Source organism: Burkholderia sp. MSMB1078WGS (assembly GCF_001528895.1).
Taxonomy (GTDB): domain Bacteria; phylum Pseudomonadota; class Gammaproteobacteria; order Burkholderiales; family Burkholderiaceae; genus Burkholderia.
The window spans coordinates 102,705-116,060 of sequence record NZ_LPDI01000083.1; the positions used below are offsets into that span (position 1 = coordinate 102,705).

Consider the following 13,356-nt stretch of genomic DNA (forward strand, 5'->3'; position numbering starts at 1 on the left):
TTTGTGTACCGGAAACGCTCCGGCTTTATTTCTTGCGCGGCGAGACTGCCGCCGCTCTTTCCTGCACGCCGCGCCGTAGCGCCGCGCACTGCATTCTTTCGTGGCCGCGGGCCGCCAGCCGCGCGCCGCTCGCCTCAGCCCACGACGGCACGCACGATCAGGATCAGCACGCCGATGAACACGCCGGCCGCGATCAACGCGACGATCAGCACGTGCAGCGGATTGAGCTGCGTCGCATCGGCCTCCAGGTCGCGCCGCTTGCGCACCCCGAAGAACGACCACAGCACCGCTCTCAGCGCCTGACCGAACGTTCCGCTCCGCTTGACCTCCGTCATCGCCCCGCCTCCGTCTTCATGCGTCCGGCTTCGCCGCACCCTGCGCCGCCGTACTGCGCTGCGCCGGGGCCGGCGTGGCCGGTGTATTCAGTTCGAAGAACGTGTACGACAGCGTGATCGTCTTTACGTCCTTCGGCAATTTCGGGTCGATCACGAACACCACCGGCATCTTGCGCGACTCGTTCGCGGTCAGCGTCTGCTGCGTGAAGCAAAAGCACTCGATCTTCTTGAAGAACTCCGTCGCCTGCTTCGGCGCGTAGCTCGGAATCGCCTGCGCGACGACCGGCCGGCCCTGCCCGTTCGTCACGTCGTACACGATCGTCGTCAGTTCACCCGGATGCACGTCGAGACTGTTGTGCTCCGGCTTGAACCCGAGCGGCCCGCGTGCGTTCGCGTCGAACTCGACCGACACCGTGCGGCTATAGTCGACCTGCGAGTTCTTCACCTCGCGCTCGCTGACATCGCGCTGCACCAGGTTGTTGATACCGGTGATCTGGCAGATCGCCCGATACATCGGGATCAGCGCGAAGCCGAAACCGAACATCAGCCCGGCCACGACGAAGAGCTTCACCAGCATCGAACGATTGAACGCACGATCCACGGCGCCCTCTTCCGGCTTCGACATACGACGACTTCCTCGCTACTGCGTCAATTACTGCATCAGTGGGTGGACAGCCACCACTGCTTGATCACGACACCCACAAAAAAAACGGCGGCGATGACGAGCAGGGTGAGGCCGAGCCGCTTGTTGCCCGCGCGGATCTGCTCGGGCGTTCGTCTTTCTTGTGGATTCCTGGTCATCTGCAACTTCGCTGAAACTTCGCTGATCCATCGATTCGGCGCCCGCCGCTGCCTGCCTGTGCGGCAGGCAGCGGCGGAACGCCGGGTGACACTTACTCGACGTGCGGCGGTTGCTCGAACGTGTGGAAGGGAGCCGGGCTCGGCACCGTCCACTCGAGGCCGGTCGCGCCGTCCCACGGCTTGTCCGACGCCTTTTCCAGCTCGCCGCCGCCGCGGTAGGCCGGCAGCGCGACCGCGAACAGGAAGTACACCTGCGCGAGGCCGAAGCCGAATGCGCCGATCGTCGCCACCTGGTTGAAGTCGGTGAACTGCGCCGGGTAGTCCGCATAGCGGCGCGGCATGCCCGCGAGACCGACGAAGTGCATCGGGAAGAACGTCAGGTTGAAGAAGATCATCGACGCCCAGAAGTGGATCTTGCCGCGCGTCTCGTTGTACATCCAGCCCGTCCACTTCGGCGCCCAGTAGTACCAGCCCGAGAACAGCGCGAACAGCGAGCCGGCCACCAGCACGTAGTGGAAGTGCGCGACCACGAAGTAGGTGCCGTGATACTGGATGTCGAGCGGCGCCATCGCGAGCATCAGGCCCGTCAGGCCGCCGAACGTGAACACGAACAGGAAGCCGATCGCGAACAGCATCGGCGTTTCGAACGTCATCGAGCCGCGCCACATCGTCGCGAGCCAGTTGAACACCTTCACGCCCGTCGGCACCGCGATCAGCATCGTCGCGTACATGAAGAACAGCTGGCCGGTGACCGGCATGCCCGTGGCGAACATGTGGTGCGCCCAGACCATGAACGACAGGATCGCGATCGACGCCGTCGCGTACACCATCGAGCTGTAGCCGAACAGCGTCTTGCGCGCGAACGCCGGGATCACCTGCGACACGATCCCGAACGCCGGCAGAATCATGATGTACACCTCGGGGTGGCCGAAGAACCAGAAGATGTGCTGGTACATCACCGGGTCGCCGCCGCCTGCCGCGTTGAAGAACGACGTGCCGAAGTGGCGGTCGAACAGCACCATCGTGATCGCGCCTGCCAGAACCGGCATCACGGCGATCAGCAGGTACGCGGTGATCAGCCACGTCCACGCGAACATCGGCATCTTCATCAGCGTCATGCCCGGTGCGCGCATGTTCAGGATCGTCACGACGATGTTGATCCCGCCCATGATCGACGACGCGCCCATGATGTGGACCGCGAAGATCGCGAAGTCCATGCCCGGGCCCATCTGCGTCGACAGCGGTGCGTACAGCGTCCAGCCGGCGGCCGTCGCGCCGCCCGGCGCGAAGAACGAACCGACCAGCAGCACGGCCGCGACCGGCAGCAGCCAGAAGCTGAAGTTGTTCATCCGCGCGAACGCCATGTCGGATGCGCCGATCTGCAGCGGAATCATCCAGTTCGCGAAGCCGACGAAGGCCGGCATGATCGCGCCGAACACCATGATCAGGCCGTGCATCGTCGTGAGTTCGTTGAAGAACTCCGGACGCATGATCTGCAGGCCCGGCTCGAACAGCTCGGCACGGATGCCGAGCGCCATCACGCCGCCCGACAGGAACATGATGAACGAGAACAACAGGTACAGCGTACCGATGTCCTTGTGGTTGGTGGCGAACAGCCAGCGACGCCAGCCGTGCGGGGCTTCGTGCGCGTGGTCGTCGTGCGCGTGGTCCGCGGCTACGTCGTGCCCGATGCTAGACATGAGAATCTCCTAATGCGAATACGTCGACTAACTCAGCGACACGTCAAGCCGCCGGGCCGATCTCGACACGCCGGGCTTCCTTCGCGTCAGCCCCGCCCGTGATCGTTTCCGGCTTTTTGAGAATGATGTGGTCTTCCGCCACGCCTGCTGCCTTCAGCGCATCGCGCACGGCCTGGGCCCGATGCTTCGCCAGTTCGGCGTTCGCGTCGGCCGAGCCGGTCTTGTCGGTGAAGCCCGACAGCGCGAGCTTCGCGTCCGGATGCGCCTTCGCATAGTCGACCGCAGCGGCGATCGCCGCCTTTGCGTCGGCCGGCAGCACGCTCTTGCCCGTCTCGAAGTAGATCGTCGACAGTGCGGCCGATGCCGCTGCCGCCGGCTGCTCGGCGCCCGACGCGGCTTGCGCCGGTGCCGAAGCCGCTTCTGCCGGTGCCGCGCCCGCCGTGTCTTCCGGCATCTTGCCGTTGCGTGCGTCGGCCACTTGCTTCGGCTGCAGCAGGTCGTTCTTGTGGTTGCCCCACGAGTTGCGTTCGTACGTGACGACCGAAGCGATGTCGAGGTCCGACAGCGATGCCCACGACGGCATCGCGCCCTTGCCGTGCAGCACGCGCTCGACGTGGGCCGCGATCGGGCCGTTCACGATCGGGCTGCCGTCCATCGCCGGGAACGCGCCGAGGCCCTTGCCGTTCACCTGGTGGCAGGCCGCGCAGTTCGCCTTGTACACTTCCTCGCCGTGCGCGACGAGTTCGGCCATCGTGTAGACCTTGTTTGGATCGACCGCCGCGCTGGCGAGCTTCGCCTTCTGCGCGGTGACCCACTTCGCGTAGTCGTCGTCCGACAGGACTTCGACCACGACCGGCATGTACGCGTGTTCCTTGCCGCACAGCTCGGTACAGAAACCGCGGAACGTCCCGACCTTGTCGGCCTTGAACCACGTATCGCGCACGAAGCCGGGGATCGCATCCTGCTTCACGCCGAACGCGGGCACGTACCACGAGTGGACGACGTCGTTCGCGGTCGTGATGATGCGGATCTTCTTGTTGACCGGCACGACGAGCGGATTGTCGACTTCCTGCAGATAGGTGTCGGTGATCGGCTTCTTGCCCATCACTTCGTCGCGCGGGGTGGTCAGCGTCGACAGGAAACCGATGCCCTCGCCCGGGCCCTTCACGTAGTCGTAGCCCCACTTCCACTGGTAGCCGGTGACCTTGATCGTGAGATCGGCGTTCGTCGTGTCCTTCATCGCGACGACGGCCTTCGTCGCCGGCAGCGCCATCAGCACGACGATGACGAACGGCACGATCGTCCAGATGATCTCGACGGTCGTGCTTTCATGGAAATTGGCGGCCTTGTGGCCCTTGGATTTGCGGTGCGCGAAGATCGAATAGAACATCACGCCGAACACGCCGACGAAGATCACCGTACACAGGATCAGCATCATCGTGTGGAGATCGTAGAGCTCCTCGGCGATTTTCGTGACCGGCGGCTGAAAGTTGATCTCGTTGACACGGGGGCCGCCCGGGCTATCACCGACCGCCAGGGCCGCACCGGCAAAGAGCAATCCGCTGCATGCCAGCACGCCCGCGAGGGCTCGCTTGATTGTTTTCATAGCATCCTTACCCAAAATTTCCATTCAAACCCTCCCCCGTCGCAAGCCGCCGGCCCGTTCCGGCCGATGGCTGCGCCTCGTCAGCCGCAGCGCCTGAGCGATACGCGCAGTTCGTCGGCGAACTGCGCACGCTTGTACTGCGCGAGATGCTGCCCGATTACGACGGTCTGCCCGCGCGACACCAGCCGAATCGGATCGCGTGGCGTCGCACCCGGCTCGACCCGCACCCAGCGCGGGTTGAATTCGATCTGCGTGAGCCGCTCCGCATCCATCCGCTCGATCACGAGCCGGTGCGGAAACAGCCTGATGCGCTCGTAATCGACCGCATGGCGAGCATAGATCGCAAATGCGACACCCACCGCCAGCAACTCGATGCCGGTGAAGGGCATGACGAGCCAGGCCCCTCTCCACATCAGCAACGCCGCGATCGCCAGCGAGAAGCCCGCGAGCGACGCGTAAAACAGCACGAACTGGCGTGGCGACACCGAACAGTTGCGTTTCATGAGCCAATCTTCGAGGATCGGTTCGCTGTCCGCCGTCTCCGCCAAAACCCTCGCTGCTTCCATCGCCGCCTCACGCGAATGGCATGCGATGCATGCCTGCATCGGACTCGTCGCCCCGTATTGCGGGGACCCCGGGACGACAAGCTGACGCATTATAGGCGGGTTCAATGGCATCCACAAGCAAGCGCCTATCGCCCGCCAAGCCAAGCGCGACAAGCTTTTCGGCCGTTTTAGCCGCCAATTCGACCCCGCTTTGCGCCGCTAATTTCAGACATAACAAAACCCCTCTTTACCGCTTTACCGATTCTTCGGACGCCCCTTGCCGATGTCCTCGATGCGCACGATCCCGTGCCCTTCCGCGGTCGTGCGCGGCACGGCCTTCCACGCGTGGCCGTAGATCACCTCGAAGGTCAGCGGAATGGTGCCGTCCTCGCGCCGGCGCGCGTCCAGCGCGTCGCCGAGCGCCGCGCGAAAGCGCCGCGTCGCGTGCCGCGGCACCGTGCGCTCGAACGGATAGGCGCCCCAGCGGCGCACGTCGGCCAGCAGGGAATCGGCGGATTTGTAGGTGACGGTCAGCACTTCCTGGTCCATCACGGGAATCTCGAAGCCGCTCTCGACGAGCATGTCGCCGAGGTCGTGCATGTCGACGAAATCGATCACACGCGCGGCGGGCGGCGCGATGCCGAGCGCCGCTTCGGCGTCCGCGCAGGCCGCGCGCAGCTCGCGCAGCGTGTCGGGGCCGAGCGTGCTGAACATCAGGAGCCCGTTCACGCGCAGCACGCGCTGCCATTCGGGGAAGACGGTATCGGGACGCGAATGCCAGTGGAGCGCGAGATTCGACCAGATCAGATCGAACGCGCCGCCCGGGAACGGCAGCGCGGCGAAGTCGGCCTGCGCGACGCGCGGGCCGCGCTGGCCCAGCGCCCGGCCGAGCGACGCCGGCAGCCAGCGGCGCCAGGAGGTCTGCTCGACTTCGCGCTGACCGGCCCGCGCGAGCATTGCGCCGGACAGGTCCACGCCGAACACCGGCGCTTCCGGAAAGCGCGCGCGCAGCGCCGGGAGATCGTCGCCCGGGCCGCAGCCCGCATCCAGCACGGCCGCGGGGCTCACCTTGATGTATTCGAGGCGCTCGTTCATCCGCTGCGCGATCTCGCGCGGCAGGAACGCAACCGCATCGAACGTGGCGGCACGGCGGTCGAAGATCCGCCGCAGGCGCCTGGCGTCATTGGCCGGACGGCCGGTTGAAGTCGAAGCTGGGGACATGTCGGGCACACTGGCGAAGAGCCCGAAGTATACTCGCTCGCCTCGCAAGCTTCATTGAGGCGGCATGCCAGGAGTGTTGCGATGGTCCGCGGTTCCGCCGAACGCTCGGTGCGCGTCGTTTTGTCGCATGTCGGAACATGGGTCGCGCGCGTTGCCGCGGTCGCGTTGCCGAACCGGTGCGCACTATGCGGCAATTTGTCACACATCGTGATTTGCGGCGCCTGCGATGCCGCGTACTGGAATGAAGCGCGGCTGCGCTGCGACGTCTGCGCGCTGCCGCTCGGCGTCGGGCACGCGCGATCGTCCGGCGGCAGTCGCCCCGGCGCCGGCCGCGCGGCCGCGTACCGGTGCGACGCGTGCCGCACCGCGCCGCCGCCGTTCGACGCGACGCTCGCGCTCGCCGATTACCGCGCGCCGCTCGACGGGCTCGCGCGCGGCCTGAAGTTTCATGCGCGGCTCGCGCTCGGCGGCGAATTCGCGGCCCGGCTCGCACGGCTGGTCGACGATACGCGTGATGCACGCGGCTTCGATCTCGTCGCGCCGGTGCCGCTGTCGCACCGGCAGCTCGTCGCGCGCGGCTACAACCAGGCGTGGGCGATCGCGCGTCCGCTCGCGCGCAGGCTCGGCGTGCGGGCGGAGGCTGCCTTGCTCGCGCGCGTCGCCGACACCGCGCCGCAGTCGCGGCTCGACCGGCACGCACGACGCGACAACGTGATGGCGGCTTTCGCGGTGGCAGGCAGCGTCGCCGGTCGCCACATCGCGCTCGTCGACGACGTGATGACGTCCGGCGCGACGCTCGCGGCGGCCGCGCAGGCGTTGAAGGCGGCGGGCGCCGCGCGCGTGACGAATCTGGTTGCGCTGCGCACCGCCAGGGATTAATTAGATAGAGAAGCCGGCCGCCCGCGTGCGGCCGTCACGAACCGGCCGGCCGGATGCACGCGCGCGCTGCGCCGCTCCGGCCGCCCCAGCCCAACCGAAACATGTTCAACGTCGTTCTCGTCGCCCCCGAAATTCCGCCGAACACCGGCAACGTGATCCGCCTGTGCGCGAACACCGGCGCGCGCCTGCACCTGATCGAGCCGCTCGGCTTCCCGCTCGACGACGCGCGGATGCGTCGCGCCGGCCTCGACTATCACGAATATGCGCAGATGCGCGTGCACCGCGACTGGGACGCGTTCGTCGCCGCCGAAGCGCCGGAGCCTGCGCGGATGTTCGCGTTCACGACGCGCGGCTCGGGCCGCTTCCACGATCGTGCGTTCCTGCCCGGCGACTGGTTCGTGTTCGGCTCCGAAACGCGCGGCCTGCCCGCCGAGCTGCTCGAACGCTTTCCGAACGAACAGCGCGTGCGCCTGCCGATGCGGCCGGACAACCGCAGCCTGAACCTGTCGAACACGGTCGCGGTGGTCGTGTTCGAGGCGTGGCGTCAGGCCGGCTTCGAAGGCGGCGCATGACGCGCGACGTTCAGCGCGGCTCGATCCGCGCGAGCCGCGCGCGATACAGGTCGTAAATGTCGGACGAGAAGCACGCGAACACCACGCGTGCGAGAGTCGGCGCCTGCGGCAGCATTTCGATCACCGTGCCGACTGCGATGTCGACGGCCTGCTCGGCCGGATAGCGGTAAATCCCGCAACTGATCGCCGGAAACGCGATCGACGTCGCGGCAACCTCTTCGGCCAGCTCGATCGCGCGCCGGTAGCACGATGCAAGCAGCTCGGCCTCGCCGCGCGCGCCGCCATACCATACCGGGCCGACCGCGTGGATCACGTAGCGCGCGGGCAACCCGTGGCCGCGCGTGAGCTTCGCGTCGCCGGTGTCGCAGCCGCCGAGCGTGCGGCACTCGGCGAGCAGGCCGGGGCCGGCCGCGCGGTGAATCGCGCCGTCGACACCGCCCCCGCCGAGCAGCGAGCCGTTCGCGGCGTTGACGATCGCATCGACGTCGAGCGTCGTGATGTCGACGACCTGCGCATCGAGCGTGGTGGAATGGATTTGCAGCATGACGACCTCGCGGAACGCAGGAGACGCTTCAAGCGTAGTCCGCTTTGGCGCCGCGTGCCCGGCGCACCCGTGCCGGGCGATCCCGCCGGGCCTACTCCGCGCGCGCGTCGCGGCGCAGCAGACCGCTGACCGCGTCGCGCGGTGCGATGCCGTCGAACAGCACACCGCACACCGCTTCCGTGATCGGCATTTCGATCGACTGCGCGCGCGCGAGCGCCAGCACGGCCTGCGCGCAGCGCACGCCTTCGGCCACGTGGCCGAGCGCGCCGAGGATGTCGTTCAGCGTGCGGCCGGCCGCCAGTTGCAGGCCGACCGTGCGGTTGCGCGACAGGTCGCCCGTCGCGGTGAGGATCAGGTCGCCGAGGCCCGTGAGGCCCGTGAAGGTTTCCGCGCGGCCGCCGAGCGCCACGCCGAGCCGCGACATTTCGGCGAGGCCACGCGTGATCAGCGCGGCGCGCGCGTTCAGCCCGAGACCGAGCCCGTCGGAAATGCCGGTCGCGATCGCCAGCACGTTCTTCACTGCGCCGCCGACCTCGACACCGACCACGTCGTCGCCCGTATAGATCCGCATCGCGCCGTGATGGAACGCGGCGAGCGTGCGCTCGCGGCATTCGACCGACGTGCTCGCCACCGTCAACGCGACGGGCAGCGACTGTCCGACCTCGCGCGCGAAGCTCGGCCCCGACAGCACGCCGTTGCTCCGCTGTTCGGGCAGCTCGGCCGCGATCACCCGATGCGGCAGCAGATGCGTGTCGGCCTCGAAGCCCTTGCAGACCCAGACGATGTGCGCGGGCACGCAGCCTGCGTCGCGCATCGCGCGACACAGCGTGCGCAGCCCGGCCACCGGCGCGGCGATCACGCACAGCGCGTCGTCCGCGGCGCCATGCGCGAGCGCGGCGCCGAGATCGGCGTCGTAGCGCAGCGCGTCAGGCAGCGCGATGCCGTCCAGATAGCGGGAATTTTCGTGCCGGGCCTGCAGCCCGGCGATGAGCGCGGCGTCGCGCGCCCACAAAAGCGTATCGTGCCGCGCGGCCAGATGGCCCGCGAGCGCGGTGCCCCAGGCACCGGCGCCGAGAACGGCTACTTTCATACCCAGCACCGGTCCGAACGAAACGTCAGTTCAGCGTCGTGCCATTCGGCGCGCCGTTCGGCGCACCTGCTGCGCCGCCGGCCTGCTGCTGAAGCTGCGCGAGACGCTGCTCGTACAGCGCCTGGAAGTTGATTTCCGCCAGGTGGATCGGCGGGAAGCCGGCACGCGTGATCGCGTCGGCAATGTTCGAGCGCAGGTATGGGAACAGGATCGTCGGGCACGCGATGCCGACGAGCGGGTCGAGCTGTTCGTCCGGAATGTTGCGAATATCGAAAATGCCGGCCTGCTTCGCTTCGATCAGGAACGCGACCTTGTCCTTCACCTTCGCGGTGACGGTACCCGACACGACGACTTCGAAGACGCTTTCCGCGAGGCGGTCGGCCTTGACGTCGACTTCGACTTCAACCGACGGCATGTCCTGCTCGAGGAAGATCGCCGGCGAATTCGGCTGCTCGAGCGACATATCCTTCAGGTAGACGCGCTGGATGTTGAAGAACGGTTGGTTTTCGACGTCGGACATGGTGTTTCCCTAAAAGTGGTGACGGGGCGGCCCGGCTGTGCGCCGGCCGCCACGGATGAATCCTGCGCGCCCAAGCCGCGGCGCGGCCGGCGGCCATTCTGCCCTAATCAGGCCGCTTGCAGAAGCGGCACGAGGCCGCCTTCGCGGTCGAGCTTCGACAGATCGTCGTAGCCGCCGACGTGCGTGTCGCCGATATAGATCTGCGGCACCGTGCGGCGCCCCGTGCGCGTCATCATTTCCTCGCGGCGGGCCGGATCGCGGTCGATCAGCACCTTTTCGATCTGCTCGACACCGCGCAGCTTCAGCAGGCGCTCGGCCTGCATGCAATACGGACACACCTGCGTGCTGTACATCAAAACCTTGTTCACTTCGCCACTCCTTGTTTGACGACCGGCATCCCGGCCTGCTGCCAGGCGGCCACGCCGCCTTCGAGCACGTGCACCTCGGCATAACCCGCCGCCTCGACCTCGCGCGCCGCCTTCTGCGACTGCTGGCCGTTCTGGCAGACGAGCAGCACCGGGGTGCTCTTGTTCTTCGCGACCTGCGCAATTTTCGCGCCGATCTCGCCCGCCGCGACCTGACGCGCCGACGGCAGGTGGCCGGCGGCGAAATCGGACGCGGCGCGCAGGTCGATCACGACCGCGTTGCGACGGTTGATGAGCTGCGTCGCCTCCGCGGCGGACAGGCCGCCGCGACCGCGGCGCAGGGCGGGCCATGCGAGCAGGCCACCGGAAACCACCAGGATCGCGATCAGGGCCAGGTTGGTGTAATTGGTAAAGAACGTCACGGAATTCCGCCGAAAGAAGAGAAATCGGATGAGGACAATCCCGCCATTATAAAATAACCGCCTTGCGCGATGGCGGGCCCGGTCCGGGCGCCGCGCGACGCGCCCCGCTTCCCTTCACTACCGACCGCAAGATCCATGTACAAACTCGTTCTCATCCGCCACGGCGAATCGACGTGGAACAAGGAAAACCGCTTCACCGGCTGGGTCGACGTCGACCTGACCGAACAGGGTCGCAACGAGGCCTACCAGGCCGGCGAATTGCTCAAGGAGGCCGGCTACACGTTCGACATCGCGTATACGTCGGTGCTCAAGCGCGCGATCCGCACGCTGTGGCACGTGCAGGACAAGATGGATCTGATGTACCTGCCGGTCGTCCACTCGTGGCGCCTGAACGAGCGCCACTACGGCGCGCTGTCGGGCCTGAACAAGGCGGAAACGGCCGCGAAGTTCGGCGACGAGCAGGTGCTCGTGTGGCGCCGCAGCTACGACACGCCGCCGCCCGCGCTCGAGCCGACCGACGAGCGCGCGCCGTTCGACGATCCGCGCTATGCGAAGGTGCCGCGCGAGCAATTGCCGCTCACCGAGTGCCTGAAGGACACGGTTGCGCGCGTGCTGCCGCTGTGGAACGAATCGATCGCGCCGGCGGTGCGCGCCGGCAAGCAGGTGCTGATCGCCGCGCACGGCAATTCGCTGCGCGCGCTGATCAAGTATCTCGACGGCATCTCGGACAGCGACATCGTCGGCCTGAACATCCCGAACGGCGTGCCGCTCGTCTACGAACTCGACGAGAACCTGAAGCCGATCACGCACTATTACCTCGGCGACCAGGAAGCGATCGCGCAGGCGCAGGCCGCCGTCGCGAAGCAGGGCAAGGCGGGCTGACGCCCGGCGCGGCGGGCAAGCCGCGTTCCGCCGCGGCGTGCCGGGCCAGGCCTCGAACCCCTGGCCGCACGCCGCGCGAACCTTCGCGGCCCTGCCGCGGTCGAATCCGCTTTCGAACCCCGCAGCGCGCCCGGCGGTGCCTCGCCGGGCCCTCTGCGGCCTTTTCGACGCTTTTCGCGCCGTTCCACTGAGTTATCGGACGAACAGTTATACTTGTCCGCTACATCCCCGCTACCGCCACGCGCTTCCCGACCGCACCAGATCTCTATGCGAATGAATTTGAAGAACATCGGCCTGATTGCCGCGGGCCTTGCCACGGGCGTGTTCGCCACGCTGCAGGTTTCCGCATCGGCCGAGCAGACCGCCACGGCGCCGCTTCCCCTCGACCAGCTCCGCCTGTTCGCGGAAGTATTCGGGCAGATCAAGCGCGAGTACGTCGAACCGGTCGACGACAAGAAGCTGCTGACGGCCGCGATCAAGGGCATGGTGTCGAGCCTCGATCCGCACTCGTCGTTCCTCGACAAGACCGACTATGACGAGCTCCAGGAGCAGACGAAGGGCCGCTTCGCCGGCCTCGGCATCGAGATCTCGCAGGAAGACGGCCTCGTCAAGGTGATCTCGCCGATCGAGGATACCCCCGCGTTCCGCGCCGGCATCCGTCCGGGCGACCTGATCACGCGCATCAACGACAAGCCGGTGCGCGGCATGACGCTCGACAAGGCCGTGAAGCAGATGCGCGGCGAGCCGGGTACCAAGGTCACGCTGACCATCTTCCGCAAGAGCGACGACCGCACGTTCCCGGTCACGGTCACGCGCGCGATCATCAAGGTCCAGAGCGTGAAGATGAAGATGCTCGATCCGGGCTACGCGTATGTCCGCATCACGAGCTTCCAGGAGCGCACGACGCCGGATCTCGCGCAGAAGCTGCAGGACATCGCGCGCCAGCAACCGAATCTGAAGGGCCTCATCCTCGACCTGCGCAACAACGGCGGCGGCCTGCTGCAGAGCGCGGTCGGCGTGGCCGGCGCGTTCCTGCCGCCCGACTCGGTCGTCGTGTCGACCAACGGCCAGATCCCCGATTCGAAGCAGGTCTACCGCGATACGTACGACAACTATCGCCTGCCGTCCTTCGACGGCGATCCGCTGAAGAACCTGCCGCCGATCTTCAAGACCGTGCCGATGATCGTGCTGACGAACGCGTATTCGGCGTCCGCGTCGGAAATCGTCGCCGGTGCGCTGCAGGATTCGAAGCGCGCGCAGATCATGGGCAAGACGACGTTCGGCAAGGGCTCGGTGCAGACGGTCCGCCCGATGACGGCCGACACCGCGCTGCGCCTGACCACCGCGTACTACTACACGCCGAGCGGCCGTTCGATCCAGAACAAGGGCATCACGCCGGACGTGCCGGTCGATCAGTACGCGGACGGCGATCCGGACGACGTGCTCGTCACGCGCGAGGTCGACTATTCGAACCACCTCGCGAACACGCAGGACCCGAACGAGAAGAAGGAGCAGGAAGAGCGCGATCAGCGCCGGATGGATCAGCTGCGCGTCCTCGAAGAGCAGAACGACAAGAAGACGCCGGAGCAGCGCCAGAAGGATCGCGATCGCAAGCCGATCGAGTTCGGCAGCGCCGACGACTTCATGATGCAGCAGGCGCTCAACAAGCTCGAAGGCAAGCCGGTCCAGGAATCGAAATCGCTGCTCGCCGAGAGCGTGACGAAGAGCCCGGCCGGCAAGGCCGCCGCGGCCGCGAAGGCATCGGGCGCGAGCGCCGCGAAGCCGGCCTCCGCACCGAAGCCGGCATCCGCGCCGAAGTAAGCGCCGGCCGGCATCCGACGGGCCATCGCGGGAAGACCGCGATGGCCCGTTTT

The 13,356-nt window shown here is 66.9% G+C and carries 16 protein-coding genes; 4 read left to right on the forward strand and 12 right to left on the reverse strand.

The features are described 5' to 3' along the window. Positions 1-134 precede the first annotated feature (134 nt). The 7 genes from WT24_RS20185 to WT24_RS20210 all read right to left on the reverse strand — a co-directional run bounded on the left by WT24_RS20185 (position 135) and on the right by WT24_RS20210 (position 6,208). Complete coding sequence (locus WT24_RS20185) at positions 135-335, reverse strand: DUF2970 domain-containing protein (protein ID WP_027785505.1); 201 nt, start codon at positions 333-335, stop codon at positions 135-137. A 16-nt stretch (positions 336-351) separates the two neighbouring features. Further along, the gene (locus WT24_RS20190) at positions 352-960 is read right to left on the reverse strand and encodes a cytochrome c oxidase assembly protein (protein WP_012329268.1); all 609 of its coding nucleotides are present in this window, start codon (positions 958-960) and stop codon (positions 352-354) included. Between the two features lie 35 nt (positions 961-995). Further along, a complete protein-coding gene (locus tag WT24_RS34960) occupies positions 996-1,136 on the reverse strand; it encodes a cytochrome oxidase small assembly protein (protein ID WP_006486385.1) in 141 nt (46 codons plus the stop codon). A gap of 92 nt (positions 1,137-1,228) precedes the next feature. Beyond that, entirely contained in the window at positions 1,229-2,836 is a 1,608-nt protein-coding gene (gene ctaD, locus WT24_RS20195; protein WP_006477731.1) for a cytochrome c oxidase subunit I, read from the reverse strand. A gap of 43 nt (positions 2,837-2,879) precedes the next feature. Next, complete coding sequence (coxB, locus tag WT24_RS20200) at positions 2,880-4,466, reverse strand: cytochrome c oxidase subunit II (RefSeq protein WP_060035696.1); 1,587 nt, start codon at positions 4,464-4,466, stop codon at positions 2,880-2,882. A gap of 56 nt (positions 4,467-4,522) precedes the next feature. Next, the gene (locus tag WT24_RS20205; protein WP_052100358.1) at positions 4,523-5,047 is read right to left on the reverse strand and encodes a DUF2244 domain-containing protein; all 525 of its coding nucleotides are present in this window, start codon (positions 5,045-5,047) and stop codon (positions 4,523-4,525) included. 195 nt (positions 5,048-5,242) lie between these two features. Next, the gene (locus WT24_RS20210) at positions 5,243-6,208 is read right to left on the reverse strand and encodes a methyltransferase domain-containing protein (protein WP_059506577.1); all 966 of its coding nucleotides are present in this window, start codon (positions 6,206-6,208) and stop codon (positions 5,243-5,245) included. Positions 6,209-6,289: 81 nt separating this feature from the next. On the opposite strand from WT24_RS20210, the gene WT24_RS20215 reads away from it, so the two are divergent. Together WT24_RS20215 and trmL are read left to right on the forward strand one after the other, a co-directional pair. Then, on the forward strand, positions 6,290-7,087 hold the full coding sequence (locus WT24_RS20215) for a ComF family protein (RefSeq protein WP_060035697.1): 798 nt from the start codon (positions 6,290-6,292) through the stop codon (positions 7,085-7,087). Positions 7,088-7,188: 101 nt separating this feature from the next. Next, complete coding sequence (gene trmL / locus WT24_RS20220) at positions 7,189-7,659, forward strand: tRNA (uridine(34)/cytosine(34)/5-carboxymethylaminomethyluridine(34)-2'-O)-methyltransferase TrmL (RefSeq protein ID WP_059506573.1); 471 nt, start codon at positions 7,189-7,191, stop codon at positions 7,657-7,659. 10 nt (positions 7,660-7,669) lie between these two features. Here the strand turns inward: trmL and WT24_RS20225 are convergent, their stop codons facing one another. From WT24_RS20225 to WT24_RS20245, 5 genes are all read right to left on the reverse strand, one after another. Next, positions 7,670-8,203, reverse strand: a complete 534-nt coding sequence (locus WT24_RS20225; RefSeq protein ID WP_059795486.1) for an O-acetyl-ADP-ribose deacetylase — start codon at positions 8,201-8,203, stop codon at positions 7,670-7,672. A 91-nt stretch (positions 8,204-8,294) separates the two neighbouring features. Then, entirely contained in the window at positions 8,295-9,293 is a 999-nt protein-coding gene (locus WT24_RS20230; RefSeq protein ID WP_059795484.1) for an NAD(P)H-dependent glycerol-3-phosphate dehydrogenase, read from the reverse strand. Between the two features lie 25 nt (positions 9,294-9,318). Continuing rightward, positions 9,319-9,813: a protein-export chaperone SecB gene (gene secB / locus WT24_RS20235; RefSeq protein WP_059506567.1), complete on the reverse strand. Its 495-nt coding sequence runs from the start codon at positions 9,811-9,813 to the stop codon at positions 9,319-9,321. A 107-nt stretch (positions 9,814-9,920) separates the two neighbouring features. Further along, a complete protein-coding gene (gene grxC / locus WT24_RS20240) occupies positions 9,921-10,181 on the reverse strand; it encodes a glutaredoxin 3 (protein WP_006477722.1) in 261 nt (86 codons plus the stop codon). Then, positions 10,178-10,600 (reverse strand): rhodanese-like domain-containing protein, encoded by a 423-nt coding sequence (locus WT24_RS20245; RefSeq protein ID WP_059506565.1) that lies wholly within the window; start codon positions 10,598-10,600, stop codon positions 10,178-10,180. The genes grxC and WT24_RS20245 overlap by 4 nt, the downstream gene beginning before the upstream one ends. A 135-nt stretch (positions 10,601-10,735) precedes the next feature. On the opposite strand from WT24_RS20245, the gene gpmA reads away from it, so the two are divergent. Next, entirely contained in the window at positions 10,736-11,482 is a 747-nt protein-coding gene (gene gpmA, locus WT24_RS20250; protein ID WP_059506563.1) for a 2,3-diphosphoglycerate-dependent phosphoglycerate mutase, read from the forward strand. Between the two features lie 267 nt (positions 11,483-11,749). After that, positions 11,750-13,303, forward strand: a complete 1,554-nt coding sequence (locus WT24_RS20255; protein ID WP_059506561.1) for a S41 family peptidase — start codon at positions 11,750-11,752, stop codon at positions 13,301-13,303. Positions 13,304-13,356 lie beyond the last annotated feature (53 nt).